At 63.7% G+C, this 23,033-nt stretch carries 23 protein-coding genes; 9 read left to right on the plus strand and 14 right to left on the minus strand.

What is annotated here, in order from left to right; genetic code table 11:
- Nucleotides 1–145 precede the first annotated feature (145 nt).
- Entirely contained in the window at nucleotides 146–526 is a 381-nt protein-coding gene (locus AC1D2F_RS15665) for a VOC family protein (RefSeq protein ID WP_229993916.1), read from the minus strand.
- A gap of 456 nt (nucleotides 527–982) precedes the next feature.
- On the minus strand, nucleotides 983–1,336 hold the full coding sequence (locus AC1D2F_RS15670; protein ID WP_476967121.1) for a hypothetical protein: 354 nt from the start codon (nucleotides 1,334–1,336) through the stop codon (nucleotides 983–985).
- A 347-nt stretch (nucleotides 1,337–1,683) separates the two neighbouring features.
- Here AC1D2F_RS15670 and AC1D2F_RS15675 point away from each other — a divergent pair, with 347 nt between their 5' ends.
- From AC1D2F_RS15675 to AC1D2F_RS15685, 3 genes are all read left to right on the plus strand, one after another.
- Nucleotides 1,684–3,372: a helix-turn-helix transcriptional regulator gene (locus AC1D2F_RS15675; protein WP_364747746.1), complete on the plus strand. Its 1,689-nt coding sequence runs from the start codon at nucleotides 1,684–1,686 to the stop codon at nucleotides 3,370–3,372.
- A 91-nt stretch (nucleotides 3,373–3,463) separates the two neighbouring features.
- On the plus strand, nucleotides 3,464–3,763 hold the full coding sequence (locus AC1D2F_RS15680) for a hypothetical protein (protein ID WP_229993902.1): 300 nt from the start codon (nucleotides 3,464–3,466) through the stop codon (nucleotides 3,761–3,763).
- Between the two features lie 38 nt (nucleotides 3,764–3,801).
- Nucleotides 3,802–4,962: a flavin-containing monooxygenase gene (locus tag AC1D2F_RS15685; protein WP_476967122.1), complete on the plus strand. Its 1,161-nt coding sequence runs from the start codon at nucleotides 3,802–3,804 to the stop codon at nucleotides 4,960–4,962.
- Nucleotides 4,963–5,017: 55 nt separating this feature from the next.
- On the opposite strand, the gene AC1D2F_RS15690 is transcribed toward AC1D2F_RS15685, so the two are convergent.
- The 4 genes from AC1D2F_RS15690 to AC1D2F_RS15705 all read right to left on the minus strand — a co-directional run bounded on the left by AC1D2F_RS15690 (nucleotide 5,018) and on the right by AC1D2F_RS15705 (nucleotide 7,079).
- Entirely contained in the window at nucleotides 5,018–5,641 is a 624-nt protein-coding gene (locus AC1D2F_RS15690) for a cupin domain-containing protein (RefSeq protein WP_476967123.1), read from the minus strand.
- Nucleotides 5,642–5,734: 93 nt separating this feature from the next.
- Nucleotides 5,735–6,100 (minus strand): hypothetical protein, encoded by a 366-nt coding sequence (locus tag AC1D2F_RS15695; RefSeq protein ID WP_476967124.1) that lies wholly within the window; start codon nucleotides 6,098–6,100, stop codon nucleotides 5,735–5,737.
- Nucleotides 6,101–6,393: 293 nt separating this feature from the next.
- Complete coding sequence (locus AC1D2F_RS15700) at nucleotides 6,394–6,600, minus strand: helix-turn-helix domain-containing protein (RefSeq protein WP_090955828.1); 207 nt, start codon at nucleotides 6,598–6,600, stop codon at nucleotides 6,394–6,396.
- Complete coding sequence (locus tag AC1D2F_RS15705) at nucleotides 6,600–7,079, minus strand: DUF2975 domain-containing protein (RefSeq protein WP_476967125.1); 480 nt, start codon at nucleotides 7,077–7,079, stop codon at nucleotides 6,600–6,602. Before AC1D2F_RS15705 ends, AC1D2F_RS15700 begins: the two co-directional genes overlap by 1 nt.
- Nucleotides 7,080–7,210: 131 nt before the next feature.
- Here AC1D2F_RS15705 and AC1D2F_RS15710 point away from each other — a divergent pair, with 131 nt between their 5' ends.
- Nucleotides 7,211–7,693 (plus strand): SRPBCC family protein, encoded by a 483-nt coding sequence (locus tag AC1D2F_RS15710; RefSeq protein ID WP_476967126.1) that lies wholly within the window; start codon nucleotides 7,211–7,213, stop codon nucleotides 7,691–7,693.
- 62 nt (nucleotides 7,694–7,755) lie between these two features.
- Here the strand turns inward: AC1D2F_RS15710 and AC1D2F_RS15715 are convergent, their stop codons facing one another.
- The gene (locus tag AC1D2F_RS15715) at nucleotides 7,756–9,252 is read right to left on the minus strand and encodes an APC family permease (RefSeq protein ID WP_476967127.1); all 1,497 of its coding nucleotides are present in this window, start codon (nucleotides 9,250–9,252) and stop codon (nucleotides 7,756–7,758) included.
- Nucleotides 9,253–9,506: 254 nt separating this feature from the next.
- On the opposite strand from AC1D2F_RS15715, the gene AC1D2F_RS15720 reads away from it, so the two are divergent.
- Nucleotides 9,507–10,586: a glycerophosphodiester phosphodiesterase family protein gene (locus AC1D2F_RS15720; protein WP_476967128.1), complete on the plus strand. Its 1,080-nt coding sequence runs from the start codon at nucleotides 9,507–9,509 to the stop codon at nucleotides 10,584–10,586.
- A gap of 183 nt (nucleotides 10,587–10,769) precedes the next feature.
- Here AC1D2F_RS15720 and AC1D2F_RS15725 read toward each other — a convergent pair whose 3' ends face one another.
- From AC1D2F_RS15725 to AC1D2F_RS15735, 3 genes are all read right to left on the minus strand, one after another.
- Nucleotides 10,770–11,189, minus strand: coding sequence for an ester cyclase (locus AC1D2F_RS15725; protein WP_364747732.1), 420 nt, complete (start codon nucleotides 11,187–11,189; stop codon nucleotides 10,770–10,772).
- A gap of 305 nt (nucleotides 11,190–11,494) precedes the next feature.
- Nucleotides 11,495–11,908, minus strand: a complete 414-nt coding sequence (locus AC1D2F_RS15730; RefSeq protein ID WP_476967129.1) for an ester cyclase — start codon at nucleotides 11,906–11,908, stop codon at nucleotides 11,495–11,497.
- A 113-nt stretch (nucleotides 11,909–12,021) separates the two neighbouring features.
- Nucleotides 12,022–13,383: an MFS transporter gene (locus AC1D2F_RS15735; RefSeq protein ID WP_476967130.1), complete on the minus strand. Its 1,362-nt coding sequence runs from the start codon at nucleotides 13,381–13,383 to the stop codon at nucleotides 12,022–12,024.
- Between the two features lie 488 nt (nucleotides 13,384–13,871).
- On the opposite strand from AC1D2F_RS15735, the gene AC1D2F_RS15740 reads away from it, so the two are divergent.
- The 4 genes from AC1D2F_RS15740 to AC1D2F_RS15755 all read left to right on the plus strand — a co-directional run bounded on the left by AC1D2F_RS15740 (nucleotide 13,872) and on the right by AC1D2F_RS15755 (nucleotide 18,928).
- Nucleotides 13,872–14,900, plus strand: coding sequence for a UDP-glucuronic acid decarboxylase family protein (locus AC1D2F_RS15740; RefSeq protein ID WP_476967131.1), 1,029 nt, complete (start codon nucleotides 13,872–13,874; stop codon nucleotides 14,898–14,900).
- A 68-nt stretch (nucleotides 14,901–14,968) separates the two neighbouring features.
- Nucleotides 14,969–16,288, plus strand: a complete 1,320-nt coding sequence (locus tag AC1D2F_RS15745) for a UDP-glucose dehydrogenase family protein (RefSeq protein ID WP_476967132.1) — start codon at nucleotides 14,969–14,971, stop codon at nucleotides 16,286–16,288.
- A gap of 55 nt (nucleotides 16,289–16,343) precedes the next feature.
- Nucleotides 16,344–17,459: an NAD-dependent epimerase/dehydratase family protein gene (locus tag AC1D2F_RS15750; protein ID WP_476967133.1), complete on the plus strand. Its 1,116-nt coding sequence runs from the start codon at nucleotides 16,344–16,346 to the stop codon at nucleotides 17,457–17,459.
- Nucleotides 17,459–18,928, plus strand: coding sequence for a glycosyltransferase family 2 protein (locus AC1D2F_RS15755; protein ID WP_476967134.1), 1,470 nt, complete (start codon nucleotides 17,459–17,461; stop codon nucleotides 18,926–18,928). Before AC1D2F_RS15750 ends, AC1D2F_RS15755 begins: the two co-directional genes overlap by 1 nt.
- Here the strand turns inward: AC1D2F_RS15755 and AC1D2F_RS15760 are convergent.
- The 4 genes from AC1D2F_RS15760 to AC1D2F_RS15775 all read right to left on the minus strand — a co-directional run bounded on the left by AC1D2F_RS15760 (nucleotide 18,850) and on the right by AC1D2F_RS15775 (nucleotide 22,995).
- Nucleotides 18,850–19,980, minus strand: coding sequence for a right-handed parallel beta-helix repeat-containing protein (locus tag AC1D2F_RS15760; RefSeq protein WP_229993888.1), 1,131 nt, complete (start codon nucleotides 19,978–19,980; stop codon nucleotides 18,850–18,852). The two genes, AC1D2F_RS15755 and AC1D2F_RS15760, sit on opposite strands and share 79 nt — an antisense overlap.
- Nucleotides 19,981–20,302: 322 nt before the next feature.
- Nucleotides 20,303–21,070, minus strand: a complete 768-nt coding sequence (locus AC1D2F_RS15765) for an amino acid ABC transporter ATP-binding protein (protein ID WP_364747721.1) — start codon at nucleotides 21,068–21,070, stop codon at nucleotides 20,303–20,305.
- Nucleotides 21,067–22,086 (minus strand): amino acid ABC transporter permease, encoded by a 1,020-nt coding sequence (locus tag AC1D2F_RS15770; RefSeq protein WP_364747719.1) that lies wholly within the window; start codon nucleotides 22,084–22,086, stop codon nucleotides 21,067–21,069. The genes AC1D2F_RS15765 and AC1D2F_RS15770 overlap by 4 nt, the downstream gene beginning before the upstream one ends.
- A gap of 6 nt (nucleotides 22,087–22,092) precedes the next feature.
- Nucleotides 22,093–22,995 (minus strand): ABC transporter substrate-binding protein, encoded by a 903-nt coding sequence (locus AC1D2F_RS15775; protein ID WP_364747717.1) that lies wholly within the window; start codon nucleotides 22,993–22,995, stop codon nucleotides 22,093–22,095.
- Between the last annotated feature and the right edge of the window lie 38 nt (nucleotides 22,996–23,033).

Genomic DNA, 23,033 nt, shown 5'->3' on the forward strand with positions numbered 1-23,033 from the left:
TGGGTGCTGCGCGACTGAGGCCATTCTGTTCGTGACCGCCCACGTTTCCACGGGGAACACCCGTTGCGCTATCACTTGTAGCTGCTAAACAGCTGGTCTCAGCTATCAGAACGACCGTAGGTGATAGCGCATCGGGGCATCCGGCCTACGCGCGCTGGGAGATGTTGATGATGTTGCCCTCGCTGTCCAGGAACCAGGCTGCCTTCCCCCAGTCAGCGGTGGCAATGCCGTTCTCCGTCTTCAGGCCGGGAAAATCGTAATCTTCAAAGACGACGCCGCGGCCTCGCAGTTCCTCCATCTCGCGTTCGAGATTGTCCGTTTCCCAGCCCATCTGGGTGTTCTTGGCTGACCCGGCATTGTCTGTCTGGTAAACGAGGAAGCGCGTTCCTTGGCCGCAGCTGTACATGACGCTGCCTTCCTCCATGGATTCGGAGGGTTCCATTCCCAGCTTGTCCCGGTAGTACTCCTTCGCCCTGTTGATGTCCTTCGCGGGGAGGACAGCGATGATGTTTGAATCCTTGAGCATGATGATTCCCTTCAGTGCGTCGATGACCGCAGTGATGGCGATGCTCCCCCCGGTTTCGGTCCCCGGAATCCTTGTCCGGAGCCCGTGACCGCCCCTTGCGCCGAGCCGGGGCAGCCACTTGGGACTCTTCAACGCCGCGCCACCTATCACCAGCGTGAGGGGTTCCCGAAGTTATGTGGACATTATGGACCGATTTGGGTCTGCTGAAACAGGGTGCACGGCATCCGGTTGAAAGGTCATATGCCGGCCCCCAACGAGGTCCTCGCGCTCAGCCCGGAGTGGCGTCTCGCTGATGCCGGCACTTGCACTTGCTAACCTGTGGCCGGTTCCCGCGAACAGTGGTGTGGAGTTCAGCGAGAGAACCTTGGAAATGAGATTCCTGATATGTCCGGTCAGGAACCGGCATACGGCAAAGAAAGCTGGCCGCGGGTAAAACGGGCGAAGCCGGCGTGAACGTCACGGACAATGACGGATCCGGTGCCGAGGAGCTGTGCCTTCTCTCGAAGTTGGCGCCACGAGGTCCTCGCTTGGGCGGCCGAAGATTTCGATCGACTTCATCTTGATAAGCGGCGCAACTGGCGGGAACTTAGGCCCCGCCACTTTCATGTGGAACTCCAACGAGGCCAGATCAGGATGGAAATGGAGGACACTCATGGTGGAGCCGTCCTCTGAGAAACAGACGCTGTAGGAGATGATCCGAGGCTCATTCTGTTCAACGAACGCGGCGAGTTCTGCCATGGCTGTCTTGAGTTCCTCAAGTTTGCCGGAGCGGACCTCCGAAGTATCAAGGTAAGCGACGAAATCATCCATGTCAGCTCTCCCGTTGAAGGCCCTGGCTGAACGCCTGGACCTGGTTCACTACGCACAATTGTCCTCCCGATCCTCTATGGAAGCGCGGCGGATTTATGGCTCCAGGATCACGGCCAGCAGTATGCCCTGAGAATTCGCCACCGGGCCCATGGCCGCGATGACCTCACCGGGCTTGGAGCCCGAGGGCAACTGCATCACCCGACGGGTCCCCGCACCTTGCCGCCCCTTAACCCCGGCGGTAGCCTGAAAAGCAGATGACGGGCCGCGCCGCCCACCACCGGTTCCGCGAGTGCCGGGCCGGGCAGCGCCCACCGGCTCAGACCCGCCACCGGGAACGTGGAGGCGCGATGTCTACACTCGCACACGGCCGGGAGGCCTATGCCGAACGGCGCTGGCCGGACGCCGTAGGGCAGTACACCGCTGCCGACCACGACGCCGAACTGCCGCCCAGCGATCTGGAACAGCTGGCCACCTCCGTCATCCTCACCGGCCGGGGCTCCGAGGGAGTGGACATCCTGGCCCGGGCGCACCTGAAGTACCTCGCCGAAGGCGACTACGACGCCGCCGCCCGCTGCGCCGCCTGGTCCGGGTTGAACCTCATGCTGCTGGGCGAGGCGGCCCGCAGCGCCGGCTGGCTCGCCCGTGCCCACCGGATCGTCGAGGACCTGCCCGAGCCCTGCCCCTTCGAGGGCATGCTGTTCGTCCCTGCCGGGCTGGGCGCCCTCTACCGAGGCGACGGCGCCGCCGCCGCGGAGGCCTTCACCCGGGCCGCTGACCTCGGACGGGAACGTGGCGACGCTGACGCGGCGGCCCTCGGTTTGCTGGGTCTCGGGCAGGCAAGGATCATGCTGGGCCGGCTCGAGGACGGCCTGGCCCTGCTCGACGAAGCCATGGTCGCCGTCACCGTGGGGGAGATCTCGCCGGTCCCGGCCGGGATCATCTACTGCGCAGTGATCGGAACCTGCCTTCTGGCCTTCGACCTGCGCCGTGCCCACGAGTGGACACGGGCGCTGGACCGGTGGTGCGACGCGCAGCAGAACCTGGTGGCCTTCAGCGGCCAATGCCAGATGCACCGGGCCGAGCTGTACCGGCTGCACGGCGCCTGGACCGAGGCGATCGACGCGGCCCAGATGGCGCAGGACCTCGCCTTCCGCGGCGACCTGCTGGCCACCTACGGCGGCTTCTACGAACAGGGCGAAATCCAACGGCTCCGGGGCGACTTCGACGCCGCCGAGGCCTCCTACCTGCACGCTCAGGAGACCGGTTTCCCCCCGCAGCCCGGGCTGGCGCTCCTGCGTCTGGCCCAGGGCAAGCCGGACCAGGCCCAGTCCCTGCTCCGGCAGGCTATGGACGGCGCCGACCCCACGTACCGGCGCCAGATGCTCGCCGCCCGGGTGGAAATCGAACTGGCAGCACGCGACGCACGGGCAGCACGGGCTGCCGCGGAGGAACTGGCTTCGCTCTGCGCCTCGATCGACATGCCCCTGCTGCACGCCCTCGCCGAGCAGTCCGAGGCCTCTGTCCTGTTCCACGAAGGCGACCTTCAGGCTGCCCTGGTCCCGCTTCGCCGCGCGTGGTCCCGCTGGCTCAGCCTCGACGCACCGTTCGAAGCGGCCCGCTGCCGCGCCCTCCTGGCCAGGCTGTGCGCCGCGCTCGGCGATGAGGAATCCGCCCGGCTGGAACTTGAGGCGGCCCGGGCAGTATTTTCCGAGCTGCGCGCCGCGCCGGCGCTCTCGGAGCTTGAGCAATCGGTGCCCGTCGCGCCGGACGCCCGGACAGCCCCGGCGCCAACCACCGGGAACGACGTTCATCACGCCGCCGCCGCCGGGCCGCTCACCGCACGCGAAACCGAAGTGGTCCAGCTCGTCTCCACCGGTCTGAGCAACCGAAACATTGCTTCCGAGCTGTTCATCAGCGAAAAAACGGTGGCCCGGCACCTGAGCAATATCTTCACCAAGTTGGGCCTGACCTCCCGAGCCGCGGTCACGGCCTACGCCTACCAGCACGGACTCGCCCTGACCTCCCGCCCTGCATAAAACTACCCATTCCCCGCCCGCCGGATTTCTCCCCGGGAAATGGGTGATTCGCCCGATTCGCCGCGATGCGGCGAAAAATAGCGTTAATGGCATGAACGTTTCAGTGCTCGCAGGAATGGTTTCCACCGGCCTCTTCGCGGTGAGCTACTTGCCCATGCTGCTCAAGGCACTACGCACGAGGGATCTTGACTCCTACAGCCTCGGCTACCTCGCGCTGAGCAACGTCGCCAACGCAGTGCACTCCGTGTACGTCTTCAGCCTCCCTCCGGGGCCGATCTGGCTATTGCACTCCTTCTACGTCGTCGCCTCCGCGCTGCTGCTCATCTGGTACCTGAGCTTCCGGTCCGGACCCGCCGGCCACCCGGCGCCACAGCAGTCACAACGTTCATAACCACCCCACTGCACATGCAACACCAAGAAGGGACCACCATGAACACCACCCCAGCAACTGACACCCGCGGCGCCGTCGGCACTGGCATAGTCGGCATTGGCGCCGTCGACACCGTCATCATCGGTGCCGGACAGTCCGGCCTGGCGCTGGGCTACTACCTGGCGCAGCAGCACCGGAACTTTGTCATTCTCGACGCCGGCACACGGGTTGGCGACGCGTGGCGGAGCCGCTGGGACTCGCTGCGCCTGTTCACCCCCGCCAAGTACAACGGTCTGCCCGGCCGGCCCTTCCCCGGCGACCGCCTCGCCTTCCCCACCAAGGACGAGCAGGCGGACTATCTGGAGGACTACGCCGCCCGGTTCCACCTGCCGGTCCGGCCCAACACGGCCGTCACCCGGCTGAGCCACGACGGGCAGCGGTTCCACGTCATGGCCGGCGCGCAGCGCTGGACGGCGGCGAACGTCGTCCTCGCCACCGGCGCCTGCCAGCTGCCCAAGACGCCGGGCTTTGCGGCTGAACTGCCGTCCGACGTCGTGCAGATCCACTCCCACAGCTACAAGAACCCGGCCCAGCTCAAGCCCGGTCCCGTCCTGGTAGTGGGGGTGGGCAACTCCGGAGCGGAGATCGCCCTGGAGACCAGCCGCACCCATGAAACCTGGCTGGCCGGCAAGCCGAGTGCCGAGATCCCGTTCCGGCACGGCCGGACCGCGGCCCGCTTCTTCATCCCGGTGGTCCGCTTCGCCGGGATGCACGTGCTGAACACCAACACACCGGTCGGGCGCAAGGTGCTGCCCAAGATGGCTGCCATGGCTACACCGCTGATCCGCACCAAGCTCGCGGACCTCAGCGCCGCCGGCGTCCACCTGGTGCCGCGGGTCACCGGAGTCCAGGACGGCGAAGTAATACTCGACGACGGCCAGAGCCTTCCAGTGGCGAACGTCATCTGGTGCACCGGCTTCACCGAGGCCTACCCATGGCTGGACATCCCGGCCCTGCCCGCGAACTGGCGGGAGCAGCAGCACCGCGGGATCGTGGATGCCCTGCCGGGCCTGTACCTCCTGGGGAAAGACCTCATCTTCGCCGCAGCATCTGAAACCCTCCCCGGCGTGTGCCGGGACGCCAAATACCTGGCGAAGCGGCTGGCCGCCACCCGGGCTCCGCAGCACGCAGCGGAGGTACCGAGCGGGCTGGCGGCATAACGCAGTTGTCGGGAAGTCGTTGTCGAATTCAAGGTCGGGGACAATCTCGCCGTTGTCAGGTGGTGAGCGGCGGCCCGATGATCTCGATGTTGTGGCGTGCAGCGATCGCGTTTAGTGCCTCGCCGTCGATGGGTGCAGGTTCCGGCAGTTCCCTGCGGCCTGCCGGCGCTCCTGCCTCGGCGGCGAAAGTTTCAAAGCCGGCCGGCACGGTGATCACGAGGCTGCGGAAGGCCTCTTCCGGCCCGGCAAGAAATGTGTGGGTGGAACCTTGGGGAAGAAAGACGAAATCGCCCTTTTGCACGGTGAAGCGCTGCCCGTCGCTCTCGAACAGAGCCGTGCCCGAAATAACGTAGAAGGATTCATCCTCAACCAGATGCCGGTGCATCGGTGGCGCGTAGCCAGCCGGATGCAGAATCTCCGTAATGGTCAGCCGCTGCTTCGTCTCCGGGCCGCCTGCCTTGACCAAGACCAATGCATTCGTGAACCACAGGGCGGTCCCCTCGTCGGCTGCAAGTTTGTACGCCCTGCCCTGTACGCCGGTGGCCGGCGCGTTCGTATCATCGGACCTGTCCATGACGCTCCTCAGCTTGAAAGTGCCTGCAATGCTACTCAGGATCCGGATCCGATCAATGCCGTGCAGCTTACTGGCGTCCGCACCTACGCCAGGACGGAACGGCATAACAGCGCCGGGACCCAGCCTTACGATGGGTCCCGATCTCTCGGCAGGGCTGCCAGCCCTGCCCTCCGCGGTCGGCGGGCGTTCACGCTGTTCTTAGCGTTGTTTGCCGGTTTCGGTGCCCGTGACGTTGAACGAGGCGTCCAATTTCACTGTCGCTGATGTCCCGTCGGCCTTCCGGATATGGGCCTCGTAGGCAGCCCCCTCCGCATCGGTTTCGACACGGACGACGGTCGCCCCGGGGTTGGCGTCCGTCACTGCCGCTTCCACACGTGCGGCAGTGTCACCTGTTAGCAGCTGCTCGGTGATGCCGTTGGATTGATGGCTGCCCTTGTGCTGGGAAGCGGACGGTGTGGTGGAGGTCGCCGCGCCGTCCGGAGCGGCCATTGCGAGATACATGCCGCCGCCGGCGAGAACGGCCGTTAATGCTGCGCCCGCTGCGACGTTTCGAACTGTTTTCATCGCGTGCTCCTGATTTCTGCGATCAGGCCCATCGGTGTTTGACTGACCGCTTTCTCGTCCTGGGCATCGTGTCCCCGCAACGCCCAGCGCGGGTGAATCCGAGTAGGGACATTGTGGATTCTACGCATGTGTGAGGGTGACGACTAGGAGCATTTAGGACCATGGCTTTCCCGGCGCACAAGACCTTTTCCGGGTCCTTGACTACCCGGAAGCGACGCAGTTCCACGACCTGCCGGGCAGAGGTCGGTTTCACTGGCACCCTGTGAGGACGCCCGCCGTCACAGGTCACCCGATCACTCCTCGACGAACTCCAGCAGGTCACCCGGCTGGCACTTCAGGACCCGGCACATTGCTTCCAGGGTGCTGAAGCGGACAGCCTTTGCCCGGCCGTTTTTCAGCACCGCCACGTTCGCCGGGGTGAGTCCCACGCGTTCGGCGAACTCCCCCACGCTCATCTTTTGTTTGGCCAGTTCGACGTCGATGCGCACCACGATGGGCATCAGATCACCGCTTCCATGTCGGTGCGGAGGTCCGTGGCCTGCCGGAGCAGCGCGCGCAGCACTACCACCACAAGGCCCAGCGCGGCGCCGGCCACCAGCAGCAGGAACAGCAGGAGCGGCAGGCCAGGGTCATCCGCGTTAAGGACCACGGAGGCGGACAGTGCCGCCAGCATGGTCCATCCGGCGGCGATGGCCCAGACGATCGCGTCCACCCACCGCAGTGCCTCGTTACTGGAGATGCTGCCGACCTTGACCATGGTCAGCAACTTCCAGGTGCTCACGATCATCACCTGGACGCAAGCAACTTCCAGGATCGAGAAGATGGTGAGCGGCCATTGCAGGGAAGCGCGCTCTGGATTCTCCTGCGCCATGTGGGCGAACTGCCCGGGGAGGGACATGACTTGGAACAGGACCAACAGGAGGAACGCCACAACCAGGACGATCCGAAGGGCGATGACTGCCAAGCGAGTAAATTGCATGCATCGAGTTTCGGTCATTAACTATCGAAAGTCAATCGACAAATATTTGTTCTGCGTACGCTCCCGACGTGACAGCCCGCTGCCAGCCCAATCCGCTTCCGCCACCGTCCGCAGGATGCCAGAGTTGAACAATGAACGAGTCATCGGGGAATGAGGCAATCGGGAATGAGCAAACTGGCGGGCTGGTCCTGAACCTGGAGTGCACGCTCGCCGCTCCCCCGGAAGAAGTCTTCAGGATGCTGACGGAACCGGCCGAACTGGTGAAGTGGTGGGGCCCGCGCGGCTTCACCATTCCCGAGGCGGAACTCAACCTCGCCGAAGGCGGCCGCTACCGATTCGCCATGAAGCCGCCCGACGGCGAGCCCTTCCACCTCTCAGGCGAGTTCCTGGAAATCGACCCGCCTTGGCATCTGGTGTACACATTCCGCTGGGAGGAACCGACGCCAGACGACCGGGAAACCGTCGTCGATCTCTCGCTCGGGAGTACCGGCAAAGGCACGCGCCTGGTGCTCTCGCAGGGACCGTTCCTGACGGACGAACGCCTTGAACTGCACCGCGGCGGCTGGACTGAGTCGTTTGAGAAGCTGCGCTTGGTTACTGACGCCCTCGCCTAGAAAATGAGGGCCGGATGGCGCACCTGGCTCGCACGCAGGCCGCCACACAGTCCGCCACGTGGTCAGTGGCCGGGTGGCGGCGGCGGGACCTGATCGCCCTTGCCGATGTTCTGCATGCCGACCGGCTCGCCCGCCCTGGTGTTGGTCCTCTTGTTGATCAGCCAGGTGATGAACCACAGCACGACGCCGATCGCCATCAGTCCCCCGGCGATCTGGTACTGGATAACGGGCCGGCCCACCCATGGTCCGGCGAGGAAGGCGCACAGCAGGGCCGCGACGATCGGCATCGGCCCCGGCGAGGTGAAGAACACCTCGCGGTTGGGGTCCCTCTTGCCGCGGAGGACAACGCAGGCCACGTTCACCAGGGTGAACACGCACAGCAGCAGGAACGCCGTAGTGCCGGAGAGGTTCGCCACGACATTGCTCTCCGGGTCGCTGGTGACGTACCAGATCAGCCCCAGCGCAAGGACGGTGGAAAACAGGATCCCGGCCCATGGCGTCCGGCGTCCGGGGAGCACCCGTCCCAGCGGCCGCGGCAGGACGTCCTGGCGGGCCATGCCGTAGATCAGACGGCTGGCCATCAGCATGTTGATCAAGGCGGTGTTGGCCACGGCGAAGACCGCGAGGAACGGGAACACCTTGTCGATGGGGAAGTCCGGTGACCCCTTGTGCACCACCTCAAGGAGCGCGGCGCCTTCGGCCTCCCTGATCCCTTCGAGTTCAGTGGGCGTGAGCACGCTGACCACGGAAACGGCCACGAGCATGTAGAGGATCACGGCGATGCCGAGACCGGTCAGCATGGTCCGCGGGAAGATCCGCTCGGGGTTCTGCGTTTCCTCGACCATGTTCACGGAGTCCTCAAAGCCGACCATCGCAAAGAACGCGATGGACGTGGCCGCCGTGACTGCCAGGAACAGGCCCTTGTCCTGGTGGTCGGTGAAGACGGTGATCTCTGCGGGATTCCCTGTTCCCTGGGCCATCACGTAGAAGCCGACCCCGATCACGATGCACAGGGCGATCACCTCGACCAGGGTGAGCACAACGTTGAACTTCACGCTCTCGCCCACGCCGCGCAGGTTGATAGCCGCCAGCAGCAGCATAAAGCCCAACGCAACCGCGGTGATCACCTCCCTACCGGGCATGTCCATCCAGCCGTTGATCGCCAGGCCTCCAAAGAAGTTCTGGGCAAGGACGTTCGCAGACGTGGAGGCGCTGGTGATGCCGGAGCAGACGACGGCGAACGCGACCAGGAAGGTGACGAAGTGGATCCCGAACGCCTTGTGAGTGTAGAGCGCCGCGCCGGCTGCCTGGGGGTATTGGGTGACCAGCTCCAGGTAGGAGAATGCGGTCAGGGTCGCGACGACGAAAGCGAGCAGGAACGGCAGCCAGACGATGCCGCCCACCGTGCCGGCCATGGTTCCGGTGACGGCGTAGACGCCGGCGCCGAGGATGTCACCGACGATGAACAGGAGCAGGAGCTTGGGTCCAAGGACCCGTTTAAGCGTGGGTTCGTCACCCTCGGGAGTGGCATCGAAGACTTTGTCGGACGTGGTGCTCATGGTTGACCTCCACCGCGGATACACGGCCCTGAGAGCCGCGGCCGGCCCCCCGGCCTCGATGTGACGTACTTCACTGTGATCTTCTCGGATCTGTTTGGCAACACCAAGGTGCGGGCCCACCCGTGCATCTCTCGCATCATTGTGTGTTCACCCGCGGTCCAGCTCCCCGCACACCACAGTCCATCTCACCTCCCTACGGTGGTCGGGTCGCCGGCACAACGCCGGTAACCGTCACCCAGGAGGAAACCATCACCATGCGCACACCCCTGATTGCAGCGGCCGCCGCCGCGCTCATCGCCTCGTTGGCGAGCCCCGCCGTCGCCGCTTCCAACCCCGAAGCCGGCCCGCCGTCGTCGAACTCTGCCGAAACCGTTGCCGCAGAGGCAACAGCCGGTATCAAGACCAACGAGAGCGACGGCTCCTTTGACCTGCAGTCCCACCGCGGGGGCCGCGGCGAGTGGACCGAGGAATCCCTGGCCGCATTCGCCAACTCGCTGAAGCTCGGCGTGACCACGCTGGAACTGGACACCCACCTGACTTCCGACGGCAAGGTCATCGTCTGGCATGACGACACCATCCAGGCGGACAAGTGCCGCGACACCGCGCCGGCGGCTCCCGGCGACGCGGCTTTCCCGTATGTCGGCGACCGGGTAGCCGAACTGTCGCTCGCCCAGATCAAGACCCTGGACTGCGGGTTCACCCAGCTAAAGGGGTACCCGGAGCAGGACGTCATCGAGGGCAACCGGATCGCAGAGCTCAAAGACGTCTTCCAGCTGGTCCACGACGTCGACGCCAAGAAGGTCCGCTTCAACATCGAGACCAAGGTGGAGGACGGCCGGTCCGGCGGCGAGGGCATGGTGGCCCTGACCAAGGCCTTGGTCACGGAGATCTACACCGCCGGCATGGCCGAGCGCAGCACCGTGCAGTCGTTCGACTGGTCCTCGCTGAACCTGACCAAGAAGATCGCCCCGCAGCTGCCGCTCGTCGCGTTGTCCAGCGGCGACGCCTGGCTCGAGGTCGGCCAGCCCGGCGCCAGCCCCAACCTCGGCGGCATCGACATCGACACCTACGGCGGTTCGCTCGCCAAGGCAACGGCAGCCCAGGGGTACGACGTCGTCTCCCCCACCTTCCGCTCCGTCACCCCCGAGATGATCGCCGAAGCCCACGAGCTGGGCCTGCCCGTCATCCCCTGGACCGTCAACACCACGGCGGACATGACACGGCTGATGGACCTCGGCGTGGACGGCATCATCACCGACTACCCCACCCGCCTGCGCACCGTCGTGGAAGAGCGCGGCCTGAAGCTCCCGAAGGCATACTCGACCGCGAGCTAAACGACGACGGCTGGCTGCCGCCGAACAACGCCGGGGGCGCTGCGCGATTAATTCTCCGCAGACCAACTCCGCGGACGGAGGGCTGTCCTCGTTTCCATGAAACGTGGGCAGCCCTGTTTTCTGTGCCCGCCGGCGGTCTTTCCGGCCGCGAGCGCGCGTCGGCCCTGCGTGCGTAGGCCCTGTTCAGGCAACGGCCACGGCGCCAATCTGCCGCATGAGGCTCAGGTTGTCCGTGGTGCCCCAGTGCTCGGCCACCTTGCCTTCCTCGACACGGATGATGTCCGTGCAATCGAATTCGACGCTCTTGCCCGTTGCCGGGATGCCGGCCAGTTCGCCACGATGCGTTCCTGTGAGAATCACATGGCACGCCTCCAGGTTTCCGGCAGCCACCTTGGGCTCGATCTCCTTAACCTTGATGTCCGGGAAAGCCGTCCGCATTGTGTTCACGAAGTACTTGACGCCGTCCTTGCCGGGCGGCTGCCCGGGGAGGCCCTCTTCGTGATCCACATAGCTGTCCGCAGCCAGCTCATCAATGAGGGCGAGGTTTCCGCTCTCAATGACGTCCTTGTAAAACCGCTCAATCAATCCAACACCTTCAGACATTTCCGACTCCTTGTAGGCGAGAGACCGAATCCAGATCCCCCCAGACCATTCCCCAGGAGGCTCTCCTTTTCTGGCGCCTCGGCAGGCAGAAACTGCCCGCGCGGAGCGTCGAGAATTGCTGTGGAGATTCCAGTAGAGATTGGGCGAAACGCCTCGTTAAGGCAGAAGATATTCCGGGGTTTCGAGGGTGTCAAGATGCCCTGAGTACCGCCGGTCCCGGCCCAGCCGCGACACGACAAACACCATGACGGCTAGGGGCCCTTCCGCGCGGAAGGGCCCCTAGCTGCCGCTTAGTTCGGTGCTGCCTACTCCGGTACGGCGCCGATCTGCTGCATGAGGGTCATGGTGTCCGTGGCTCCCCAGTGCTCGACGACTTTGCCGCCTTCAATGCGGATGATGTCAACGCCGCTGAATTCGACGCTGCGACCGCTGGGCGCGACGCCCATCAGGTCTCCCTGATGTGTTCCGGTCAGGACCACGTATTGCGCCTCCAGATTGCCATCGACCAGCACAGGCTCGGTGGTCTTGGCCCTGAGATCCGGGAAGGCCGCCCGCATCGTATTGACGAAGAACGCGACCCCGTCCTTGGCGGGCGATTGTCCTGGCATGGGATCGTGATCGACAAAGTCATCACTCACCAGTTCATCGATGAGGGACAGGTTTCCGTCCCCAATCACCTCTGTATAAAACCGTTTGATCAATCCAGTCCCGTCAGCCATTTCCGACTCCTTAAAAGTGGATGAGACCGCAGCCCAAGTTTCCCACTCCGGCCAGGGCACATCAACGGCTCGCGCATCCGCGGCCAGCTCCGCCGCCGGCTGCCCGCAGGACCTCAGGCCCGCCGCTCCCGCCACGCCAGCGACACCATGAACACCACCGCTCCCAGCCCCAGCATCACGAATACCATCAGACCCCAGTTCGCCTGGGTCACCCCGCTGCCGTAGAAGATGCCGATCAGCACGGTGGCCGTGATGGCGCCCAAGTAGCGGCAGGTCTGGAAGATCCCGGCGGCCACCCCGCGCTCCTCCGGCCGGGTGGACACGTACATGCCCTGGCTTGAGGAAATGGCGACCACGCAATACGGCACACCCAGCAATGCGGTCAGCGCCAGCACCAGCGGAACGGCGAGGGACACCGTCAGCAGCCACATCGCCGCCGACGCGACGAGGAGGAGCACGACGCCGGCGATCAGCACCCGCCGCACGCCGAACCTGTCGATCGCGCGGACCGCGAACGGCGTCCCGACCACGGAAATCGCGGCGAGCGGCAGCATGAGGATGCCCACGACGCCGGGATCGTATCCGCCGGCGGTCTGCAGCAGCTGGGGCAGGCCGAAGAAGGCGAAGTAGTAGACGCCGTTGAACAGCGCGAAGCCCAGGTAGACCAGCAGCAGCGGCCGGTTGCGGCCCAGCAGCCGCAGGTCCAGGAAGGGCGGGCTGAACCGCAGCTCCCGCCACGCGAACAGCGCCGCGAGGACCAGCCCTCCGCCAAGCAGCCACCACCGGTAGGCGGGCAGGACATTCAGCAGCGCCATCATCACCAGCACCAGGGCCCCGATGAAGGCCCCGATGCCGGGCAGGTCCGAGTCCCGCACCAGTTCCGACACCCGGCCGCGCTCCCGGGCACTGTCCGCCGGGGCAAAGCGCCGGACAACGAGGATTGCCAGCAGCGAGAGCGGGACGTTGACCAGGAACAGCGCCTGCCATCCCACCAGGGAGACCAGCAAGCCGCCCACCACGGGCCCGACGGCAGCCGCCGAGGTATTCGCCATCTGGATCCGGCCCAGCGGCCGCGTGGACTTCACGTTCGCCTCCCGGGCCAGCGCCGCGACCATGACGACGGCGCTAGGGTAGGCGGTCGCGGTGCCGAGGGCCATAAAAGCCCGCGCCACGCACAGCAGCGCGAAGTTCGGGGCAAAGGGAGCGAGCGCGCAGGTCACGGCCACCAGTGCCATGCCCAGCAGGAACAGCCGCCGCGGGCCGAAGCGGTCCGCCAGCCGGCCCATGAGCGGCTGGCCAGCCGCGGAGGTGAGGTAGAACGCGGTGATCACCCAGGTGACCGTGGCGACGTCGAGCCCGAAGTCCTCGCGCAGCACCACGAGGGCGACGGCGATCATCGAGGAATTCAGCGGGTTCAGCGACGTGCCGAGACTGAGTCCGGCGACGGCGAGGCCCGTCCGGGGAGAGTTGCTCACGGCAACAGTCTGTCCTACGGCGTACCACAGCCGCCAACTGCACGACGCTGGTGGCGGGACGGCGATGGGCGCCGTGACGTCTCTCTAAGATCGTCAGRCCGGCGGTTGCGGGCCATCGAAGCTACGCGAAATAGAGAAGCCAATTACCTGCTCCAAGTACTGCCTCCACGGCCATATGAGTACTCGGCGCAGGTGTGCCCACGTAGTTCCTCGGATTGCCTTACCTGAATTTGGGTACTGCCTACTCGTGTTGGGGAGTGATCCCGTTCATAGGCTCGCAGTTGTCAGGTTATTGGAGTTATCGCGGGGAATAACGGGTCCCGCGGTGCATTGGGGATGATCGGTCTCATTTCTCGATGACGTTCAGCTTCGTTGTCATAAGGGTTTCACTTCACGCGGCACAAGAAATAGTTCAACCGCGTCCAGGGAAACTCCTGCCGATATCAATGAAGCTCACCAATTCGAACCGTTAGCGGTAAGGAACTAACATGCGAGTTATCGTCACTGGGGGTGCCGGTTTCCTAGGGTCCCATTTGTGTGAAGCGCTGCTGAAATCTGGAACCACGGTTGTTTGCGTCGATGATCTTTCAACCGGAAGACTCAGTAACGTTGACCAGTTCCAGGACAATCCCCTGTTCACCTTTATCAATGCGGACGTCAGCACGGGAATAGAGATTGACGGTCCCGTGGACGCCATCGCCCACCTGGCCAGCCCGGCCTCACCGCCCGATTACCACCGGCTACCGCTGGAGACACTCGCAGTGGGAAGCCGTGGAACGGAACATGCCTTGCGGCTGGCCCTGAAAAAGGACGCGCGCTTTGTGCTGGCGTCAACTTCCGAAGTGTACGGCGATCCGGCCGTGCACCCGCAAACGGAAGATTACTGGGGGAACGTCAATTCCATCGGCCCGCGCAGCGTATACGACGAAGCAAAACGCTTCGCTGAGGCCATCTCCATGGCATATGCGCGCAGCTGCGGCGTAAACGTTGGCATTGTTCGGATCTTCAACACCTTCGGACCGCGCATGCGCCCCGGCGACGGCCGGGTGGTGTCCAGCTTCATCACACAGGCGCTCAACGGTGCACCATTGACTATCTACGGAGACGGCACCCAAACGCGCAGTTTCTGCTATGTGGATGATCTGGTCCGCGGAATCGTGGCCATGCTCCAGAGCGACGAACCCGGACCCATTAATCTTGGAAATCCCGCGGAGCACACTGTTCTGGAACTGGCGGAAATAATCCTGGAGATTACCGGATCCAAGTCCTTCATCGAATTCCACAGGCTGCCCATTGACGATCCCACCCGCCGTCAGCCGGACATCAGCCGCGCGGGAACCCGGCTTGGCTGGACGCCGCAGGTCCCCACCAGCGTGGGCTTGCGCCGCACGGTCTCTTTCTTCCAATCGCAGCCGCTCGAGGTGCGTGCCGCCGCCGAGACAGTGGCCGGCGCCCAGTTTGAAGGCGCCCGATCCACATCCGTCATCCATTCCGAGGCGCTGGCCAAAACAGCCTGAGCTAGCCGTTCGCGGGCCTCCCCTTTCTATTCACAAGCTGAGTACCCCCTGCCACAAGGAGCTTCACTATGCGCATTACCGTCATTGGAACGGGATACCTGGGTGCGGTACACGCCGCCGGAATGGCTTCGTTCGGTCACGATGTGATGGGCGTGGACGTTGACGCCGCCAAGATCGACCAACTCTCCCGCGGCCTCACGCCCTTCTTTGAACCGGGTCTGCAGGACTTGCTGCGGGAGAACATCGCCGCGGGAAGACTGAAGTTTTCGACGTCCCTGGAGGAGGCCGCCGGCTTTGGCGACGTTCACTTCATCTGCGTCGGAACCCCACAGTCCCCCAACTCCACAGCCGCAGACATGAGGTTCGTCGACGCCGTCGTGCAAGGGCTTGCTCCCCATCTGAAAAAGCCGTGTCTGCTCGTCGGAAAGTCCACGGTGCCGGTGGGAACGGCAGCCAGATTGTCCGAGATGGCCGCTCGGTTGGCGCCCTCAGGGACTCAGGTAAACGTTGCCTGGAACCCGGAGTTCCTCCGGGAGGGCTTCGCCGTCGAAGACACCTTGCACCCGGATCGGCTGGTCATCGGCGTGACCTCCGCCGACGACGAATCAATCCTTCGCGACGTGTACGCACCCGTGCTGGCGGCGGGGACGCCCTTCATCAGCACGGATCTGGCCACTGCTGAACTGGTCAAGGTCTCGGCCAACGCCTTCCTCGCAACCAAGATCTCCTTCATCAACGCCATTGCAGACATCTGTGAGGCCGCCGGCGCTGACATCATGCCCCTGGCGGCGGCCTTGGGTCACGATTCCCGGATCGGCAGCCGGTTCCTCGCCCCGGGAGTCGGCTTCGGCGGCGGTTGCCTGCCCAAGGACATCCGCGCCTTCATGGCCCGCGCAGAGGAGTTGGGCGTGGGCGAGAGCCTCGATTTCCTCAAGAGCGTAGACCGGATCAACGTCAGCCGTCCGGCGAGCGCCGTCGATCTGGCCCGGGACATGCTCGGCGGATCGCTGATGAACAGGCGCGTCGCGGTACTGGGTGCCGCCTTCAAACCCAACAGCGACGACGTCCGTGATTCCCAGGCGCTGAAGGTCGCCAAAGCCCTGCAAGCCCAAGGGGCCCACGTCCGCGTTCACGACCCGGAAGCGGTGGACAACGCCCGTGCCGTCTATCCGACGCTGAACTACACCCACGAAGCTGACAAAGCCTTCGAAGGAGCCGAACTCACGGTCCACCTCACTGAGTGGTCCCAGTACCGGCAGCTGGACCCAACCCACCTCTTGGGCCTGGTCACCTCACCCCGCATCCTCGACGCCAGAAACACCCTGGACATCGACCATTGGCGTTCGGCCGGATGGACAGTCCGGGCCATGGGCCGGCCGTCCCGCTGACGCGCACCGGACGCCCCCACGACAATCCCCACTTCACCGAACAAGGAGAATCATCATGCGAATACTCGTAACAGGCGGAGCCGGTTTCATCGGCTCGCACGTTGTGGAACTGCTCGTCTCGCAGGGACACGACGTGGTCGTGTTCGACAAACTCGTCAAGCAAGTGCACGGAGACAAGGGGCCGCAGTTCGTTCCGGCGAACGTCCGGTTCATTCAGGCGGATATGTTTGACCGCCCGCGCCTCATCGAGGCACTTCAAGGCGTGGATCAGATCGTGCATCTGGCGGCGGAAGTCGGCGTCGGGCAGTCCATGTACGAAATTTCGCGCTATGTGCAGGCAAATACCGGCGGTACAGCTGTCCTGCTGGACGTCCTGGCCAACGAACCCCATCAGGTTTCGAAAATTGTTGTCGCTTCCTCGATGTCTATCTACGGCGAGGGATCGTACATGTGCAGCGAACATGGTCTGCAGGCCCCGCGGTTGCGGACCGAAGAGCAGTTGCGCGCCCACGACTGGGAGCTCAGGTGCACCGGCTGCAACCGTGAACTGACGCCCGTCCCGACCGCCGAAACCAAGCCCCTGTTTCCGACGTCGGTCTACGCAATTTCCAAGATGGACCAGGAGTTGCTGTGCCTGGCGGTCGGCCCGGCGTACGGCATCGATGTCACGGCCGTACGGTATTTCAACGCCTACGGCCCCAGGCAGGCGCTCTCGAACCCCTACACCGGCGTAGCCGCCATCTTCAGTGGCCGCCTCCTCAACGGGCAACGGCCGCTGGTAAATGAAGACGGCCTGCAAATGAGGGATTTCATCCATGTGGCCGACGTCGCCCGGGCAACCGTCGCGGCGTTGACCGCCCCACGTGCCAGCGGCAAGGCCATCAACATCGGTATCGGTGATCCGATCAGCATCCTGGAAGTGGCTGAGCTTCTGGCCGAGGCTCTCGGAGTCGACATAAAACCCGAGCTGACCGGACAGTTCCGTTCCGGCGACATCCGGCACTGCTGGGCCGATCCCTCGGAAGCCAGGGAACTGCTGGATTTTGAGCCCCTGTACCGTTTCCGGACCCAGGGCGTGAAGGAACTCGTCGACTGGGTGCGGGACCAGACGGCGGTCGACAAGCAGGATGAAGCAGTCGCTGAACTGCGACGTCGCGGATTGAGCGTCTGATGCACGGGGCGATGCTCACGATTTTCGCCGTCGTGCAGGTTCTCTTCCTGTTCAGCCTGCTGGTCACGCTCTGGTTCCTTGCCCAGAAGGTCAACCTGATTCCGCCGCGCCACAAGGCCGGCGGAACGGGGTCAAAACCGCCCATCATCATGTTCTACCCCGTGCTGAACGAGCTCGAAGAGACGATGCGGACCACCTTCACCGGAATGTCCCGCGCGCCGTATCCGCGGAATCTGTTGAGGGTGGTTGCCATTCCCAATCACGACGACGTCGCCACCATTGCGTCGCTGCGGCGGCTTCAAAAGGAATTCCCTTTCCTGGAGATCCAGGCCGTCCCGCCGACCAGCGACCACAGTTGGCGGGCGGTCTTCTCCTCCTGGGACAACAACCCCAAGGCCTACTGGTGGCATGCCGGCAAGCGGACCGGGGAAACCGCCCTACCACCCAAGAAAACCAGGCAGCTGATTTGGGCCATGTACAACGTTGCCGGGAACCACCCGGACGCACTGCTGTCCTACATCGACGCCGACAGCATCGTTCCCGTTGACTACTTCGAGACCGCGGCGCAAGGAATCAAAGACTACGACGTCATCCAGTTCACGAATATCACCGGCAACCTGACGAGTTCCTGGGCTTCAGCGTTCTTCGCCATGGATCACATCGCCTGGGATTCAACGCTGTACAAGCACATGACGGCCGATGGACACCATCCCTACTACGTGCTCGGCAAGGGGCTGTTCTTCCGGGTTGCAGATCTGCTGGAAGTGGGTGGCTTCCATCCGTGGCTGACCATCGAGGACCCCGAGATTGGGATGCGGATGTGGACGAACGGCTACCGCCTGGGCGTTGTCGAATCCCCGCTGGTCGAGGAAGTCCCGGCCACGTTCCGGCAAGGCATCACTCAGAGGAAACGGTGGATGGCCGGGTTCTTCCAGTCCCTCGGAGGACCGCTGGTCCAGATGGGCATGCCCCTCAGCAAGCGGATCCGGGCCCGGCTGAACTTCGTCCCCTGCCTTTCGCTGGCGCTGAACCCCATTGGCTTGGTGATCGGAGTTTGGGCAATCGTCGGCGCGTTCACGTCGGCAAATCCCTTCATCGACGGGCCATTGATGGTTCTGTCCCTGACGAACATTGTTTTGGCGGTCTTGGTAATCAGCTACGGACAATTCCGGGCCTGGAAGATGACCGGGCCCGTCCTGCCGGAGAAGCGGGACCGCCTGCGATACCTGCTGCGGGTGAACCCCCTGTTCCTGATGGTGTTCTGGCTGTGGTGGTCCATTCCCCTCGCAATCGGGTTCTCCATGTTCCTCCGCGACACCGGATTGGTTTGGGAGCGCACCGAGAAGACTGACGCCAACCACGGACTACTCCGAGGTGGCGGCAGCAGCCCTCAGGAGTCCGCGGCCCTGAACGCTGTCGGGTCGGTGCCGTCGATGAGCTCCGCCGGGGTGAGGGGGCCGGCGAAGTAGCTCAGCCCCCAGCTCCGCAAGTCGGTATTCCCGGGCGGCACCGATTGGGTGCCGCCCAGGACCACATTGTCCTCATAGGTGGACACCGCGTCAGTGCTGGAGGGAGTGTTCAACGGGCAGATAACGTTGCCCACGAACCGGACGGAGCCGTCCACCGTTCCATTCATCTCGGCACCTCCTGAAATGGCAGGGCTCCTGGTGCGCATGTTTCCGACGGCCGTGTTCCTCACGACCTCCGTGTTGACGGTTCCGAACGCGTGCACAGCCCTCCCGCCACAGCCACTGATGATGTTGTTTTCGACGAGGATCGGTTTCCGGTATCCATACGTTTTTTCGATCAGGTCCAGGGAAATACCGTTGCCGTCGGTGACATAGTCAAAGCCACCACGCCGGAATTCGACCAGGCATTCAACGTCAAAAATGTAGTTTCCGACCATGCGATAGCCGTATCCGCCAGGCAGCAGCTCCCCTTGGGTGAGGTCCTGGGCGGCGTAGATGCTGATCCCGGACGTGTTCTCCGGACTGTGCCGTGACGTTCCGTGAATCTTGTTGTAGCTGATATCCACCAGATCGTGGGAGCCGCCGGCGTCGAAGCAATTGATTCCGCCCCCGGGAAAGTCGTGAACGTGGTTGTTCCACAGGACAACATGGTGGCTTCCCCCGTGAACGGAGATCCCAGAACAGTTGGTATTCGCATTGTTTTGGTCACCAGCGACCTCGAAGCCATAAAGCCCAACATAGGAAGAGCCGGTGATGTTGAGGAAGTTGTCCGTAGGCGGAGGGACGGAGATGACAGCGTGCGCCTGATCATCGCGGGCCATGATGCCTAGCCAGGCGTCTGGCGAGCCATGGAACCCAGATACTTCCGTGTAACCATATACGCCGGAGCCAACCAGGATCAGGTCACCGGGGCTGGCATGGTGCACGGCGGTGTTGATCTCCCGGAACGGGGCCCGCTCCGTTCCGGGGTTGCCGTCAGACCCCTGCCCCGACACATGGAGAGTACGTGTGCCGCAGCGGACGAGCTCGAGGAATTTCTCCGCCGTGGCCATCCCAGGTCCGTGCGCGGCACCGACTCGTCCGGCCAACGAGTGCAGACGCGATTGCCGCGACAGCCCATCCAACTGGTTCTTCACCACGATGCCTCCGACGGAAGCCGCGACGGCCCCACCCGCTACGGAAAAGAACGTCCGTCGCGTCACCATGCAGCCTGCCGGGCGGATAGGACAGGGCCCTTGGATGATCGGTACCACGTCATGATCGCCCCATTTCCCAGGAATGCACCGGCCACGGCAGCGCCAACTTCGGATTCTTCGAAGTATAGCTTTCGGCTCACGCCGGGTTCACGCTGTCACTCGCCGGCGGTCGCCGGCGTCAGAGCACCTTGGACAGGAATGCCTTGGTCCGGTCGTGCTGCGGATCGCTCAGGATCTGGCGGGGAGCTCCGGCCTCCACCACCACTCCTTCATCCATGAACACCAAGGTGTCCGCCACTTCGCGGGCGAACCCCATCTCGTGCGTCACCACGATCATGGTCATGCCGCTCTTGGCCAGTTCCTTCATGACGTCCAGCACTTCCCCCACCAGCTCCGGATCCAATGCACTTGTCGGCTCGTCGAAGAGCATCAGCTTCGGGTCCATGGCCAAGGCACGGGCAATGGCCACCCGCTGCTGCTGGCCGCCCGAAAGGTGGGCCGGATAGGCATCACCCTTATCTCCCAGCCCCACACGCTCTAGGAGTTCCTTGGCCCGGGCAGTGGCTTTGGTCTTAGAAAGACCTTTCACCCGCATGGGAGCAAGGGTGATGTTCTCCACCGCGGTCAGGTGCGGAAACAGGTTGAATCGTTGGAAGACCATCCCGATTTCCTGGCGTTGGAAAGCCGCTTCCTTGAGCTTGAGTTCGTAGAGCTTTTCGCCTTTTTGACGGTAGCCGACGAGCTGTCCGTCGACCGAAAGCCGGCCGCCATCAACGCGTTCCAGGTGGTTGATACACCGCAGGAACGTCGACTTACCCGAACCGCTGGGCCCCACAATGCAAAGAACCTCCCCGGGGTCGACCTCCAGGCTGATCCCGCGCAAGACCCTGTTGGTGCCGAAATTCTTGGAAACCTTCTCCGCAAGCACCATTGGCACGTCCGTCATCCTTTTCCTCCAAAGTCTGTGCCGAGCGGTGCACCCGGGGCGCCGGGCCCCGCAGTGGGTGGTGCCTCCGGTGCCGCCGGTTCCTTGCCCGTCTTGACCCGCCCGGTTCCCCGGGAGAACCGCTTTTCAATGAAGTGCTGTCCCACCATCAGGACGGAGGTGAAGAGCAGGTACCAAAGGGAAGCCACAATCAGCAGCGGCACAGGAGTGAACGTCACCGCGGAAATACCGCGGGACACGCCGTAAAGGTCAACGCTCAACGGAATCGCGGCCACCAGGGAGGTGGTCTTGAGCATCGAAATCACTTCGTTGCCGGTAGGCGGAATGATGATCTTCATGGCCTGCGGCACCACGACGTACCGCATGGTCTGCCCCCAGGACATGGCCAGCGCCGTCGACGCTTCCTCCTGGCCCTCGTCCACTGACAGCAGGCCTGCACGCACGATTTCAGACATGTAGGCGGCTTCATTCAGGGCCAGCCCGATCACGGCGGTGATAAACAGGTTTGTGAAGATCTCGTTCGGGACGGTGACCCACGGCGTCGTGAATGGAATACCCAGCGTAAACACCGGATAGATCAGGGACACGATGCCCCAGAACACGAGCTGCACATAAACTGGAGTTCCCCGGAAAATCCAGATGTACAGCCAGGCGATGCTCTTCAGCACCGGGTTCGGCGAGAGGCGCATGATGGCCAGCAGCAGGCCGATGACGATAGCGCCGATCATCGAGTAGATGGTCAGCCACAACGTCACCCACGCAGCCTGGCTGATCCGGCGGTCGAAGATGTACTTGCCGACGTCGGGCCAGCCGTAGTCTGCACGTTGCGCGGCGTCCAACACAAAGACCGCCAGCCCAAGCAGCAGCACCACGGCAATCAGAATCCGCCACGGGTGCCGCAGCGGGATCGCCACGATCGCCTCCGGCGGCGCGTTGTCCGCGTCCCGTCCCCTGCCGGCCCGCGGCGTCCTGCCCGGTTCCGCCTCAATCATCCGGTCGGATTCCGGCTCGCTCATGTGCTATCACCCTTTGGCTGCCACGTTGAGGTCCGCCGTCTTGACTCCGCCGGCTTCCACGCCCCACTTGGACAGGATCTTGTTGTAGGTACCATCGTCGATCAGCGCCTGGAGGGCCTTCTGGAGGACCGGCGTAAATTCACTGCCCTTGGCCACGGGGATCCCGTACGGCGCCACTTCGAAGGCGTCGCCGGCGGTCTGCAGCTTGTCGTTAGTCTTGGAGATGGCATAGAGAGTCACGGGCGAATCGGCGCTCATGGCGTCGACCTGTCCGACCACAAGGGCGTTGGTCGCCTGGTCCTGCGCGTCGTACTTGAAGATGGTGATGGCCGGTTTGCCGGCGTCGGTGCAGGCCTTCGATTTTGCGGGCACTTCGTGAGTGTCCTCATAGGTGGTTGCCTGGACAGCGACTTTGAGCCCGCACGCGTTATTGGGGTCGACGGTCTTGCCCTTCGGCGAGGCCCACTGGATGCCGGCGGAGTAGTAGTTCACGAAATCCACCTGCTTTTCGCGTTCCAGGGTGTCCGTGAAGGAGGACATGCCCATGTCATCCTTTCCGGCCTTCACCGCCGGAAGAATGTTGTCGAAGGTGCCGATATCGAAATTGACCTTCAATCCCATAACCTGGCCCAAGGCGTTGGTAAGGTCCACTGACCAGCCTGCCGGCGCACCGTTATCGTCCTTGAACTCGTTGGGCGGGTAGTTGTTAGCCATGCCGACATTGAGCACGCCGGCACTCTTGATTTTCTCCGGAAGCGACGCGGCAATCGAGTCATTCTTTTTCACGTCGATGGCGTCGGCGGTTCCGGACTCCCCGCCAGTGGCGGCCGGTTCGCTGTTGTTGACGCAGCCGGAAAGCGAGAGCGCCGTGGCTATGGTGAGGACGGGGAGTAGGTATCGGGTGCGCATGGTTTCCTTAGCTGTTCAGGGATCCTCTAGGCTCCCGC

It is taken from the genome of Arthrobacter sp. P1_B3, assembly GCF_056406615.1.

Excerpts from the sequence above, each read along its gene's own strand:
- AC1D2F_RS15665 (WP_229993916.1), bottom strand. The coding sequence starts at position 526 with ATGCTCAAGGATTCAAACATCATCGCTGTCCTCCCCGCGAAGGACATC.
- AC1D2F_RS15730 (WP_476967129.1), bottom strand. The coding sequence starts at position 11,908 with ATGGCTGACGGGACTGGATTGATCAAACGGTTTTATACAGAGGTGATT.
- AC1D2F_RS15750 (WP_476967133.1), top strand. The coding sequence starts at position 16,344 with ATGCGAATACTCGTAACAGGCGGAGCCGGTTTCATCGGCTCGCACGTT.
- AC1D2F_RS15675 (WP_364747746.1), top strand. The coding sequence starts at position 1,684 with ATGTCTACACTCGCACACGGCCGGGAGGCCTATGCCGAACGGCGCTGG.
- AC1D2F_RS15740 (WP_476967131.1), top strand. The coding sequence starts at position 13,872 with ATGCGAGTTATCGTCACTGGGGGTGCCGGTTTCCTAGGGTCCCATTTG.
- AC1D2F_RS15770 (WP_364747719.1), bottom strand. The coding sequence starts at position 22,086 with ATGAGCGAGCCGGAATCCGACCGGATGATTGAGGCGGAACCGGGCAGG.
- AC1D2F_RS15690 (WP_476967123.1), bottom strand. The coding sequence starts at position 5,641 with ATGCCGTTCCGTCCTGGCGTAGGTGCGGACGCCAGTAAGCTGCACGGC.
- AC1D2F_RS15710 (WP_476967126.1), top strand. The coding sequence starts at position 7,211 with ATGAACGAGTCATCGGGGAATGAGGCAATCGGGAATGAGCAAACTGGC.
- AC1D2F_RS15715 (WP_476967127.1), bottom strand. The coding sequence starts at position 9,252 with ATGAGCACCACGTCCGACAAAGTCTTCGATGCCACTCCCGAGGGTGAC.
- AC1D2F_RS15745 (WP_476967132.1), top strand. The coding sequence starts at position 14,969 with ATGCGCATTACCGTCATTGGAACGGGATACCTGGGTGCGGTACACGCC.
- AC1D2F_RS15680 (WP_229993902.1), top strand. The coding sequence starts at position 3,464 with ATGAACGTTTCAGTGCTCGCAGGAATGGTTTCCACCGGCCTCTTCGCG.
- AC1D2F_RS15725 (WP_364747732.1), bottom strand. The coding sequence starts at position 11,189 with ATGTCTGAAGGTGTTGGATTGATTGAGCGGTTTTACAAGGACGTCATT.
- AC1D2F_RS15700 (WP_090955828.1), bottom strand. The coding sequence starts at position 6,600 with ATGCCCATCGTGGTGCGCATCGACGTCGAACTGGCCAAACAAAAGATG.
- AC1D2F_RS15685 (WP_476967122.1), top strand. The coding sequence starts at position 3,802 with ATGAACACCACCCCAGCAACTGACACCCGCGGCGCCGTCGGCACTGGC.
- AC1D2F_RS15720 (WP_476967128.1), top strand. The coding sequence starts at position 9,507 with ATGCGCACACCCCTGATTGCAGCGGCCGCCGCCGCGCTCATCGCCTCG.
- AC1D2F_RS15765 (WP_364747721.1), bottom strand. The coding sequence starts at position 21,070 with ATGACGGACGTGCCAATGGTGCTTGCGGAGAAGGTTTCCAAGAATTTC.
- AC1D2F_RS15705 (WP_476967125.1), bottom strand. The coding sequence starts at position 7,079 with ATGCAATTTACTCGCTTGGCAGTCATCGCCCTTCGGATCGTCCTGGTT.
- AC1D2F_RS15755 (WP_476967134.1), top strand. The coding sequence starts at position 17,459 with ATGCACGGGGCGATGCTCACGATTTTCGCCGTCGTGCAGGTTCTCTTC.
- AC1D2F_RS15775 (WP_364747717.1), bottom strand. The coding sequence starts at position 22,995 with ATGCGCACCCGATACCTACTCCCCGTCCTCACCATAGCCACGGCGCTC.
- AC1D2F_RS15670 (WP_476967121.1), bottom strand. The coding sequence starts at position 1,336 with ATGGATGATTTCGTCGCTTACCTTGATACTTCGGAGGTCCGCTCCGGC.
- AC1D2F_RS15760 (WP_229993888.1), bottom strand. The coding sequence starts at position 19,980 with ATGGCCACGGCGGAGAAATTCCTCGAGCTCGTCCGCTGCGGCACACGT.
- AC1D2F_RS15695 (WP_476967124.1), bottom strand. The coding sequence starts at position 6,100 with ATGAAAACAGTTCGAAACGTCGCAGCGGGCGCAGCATTAACGGCCGTT.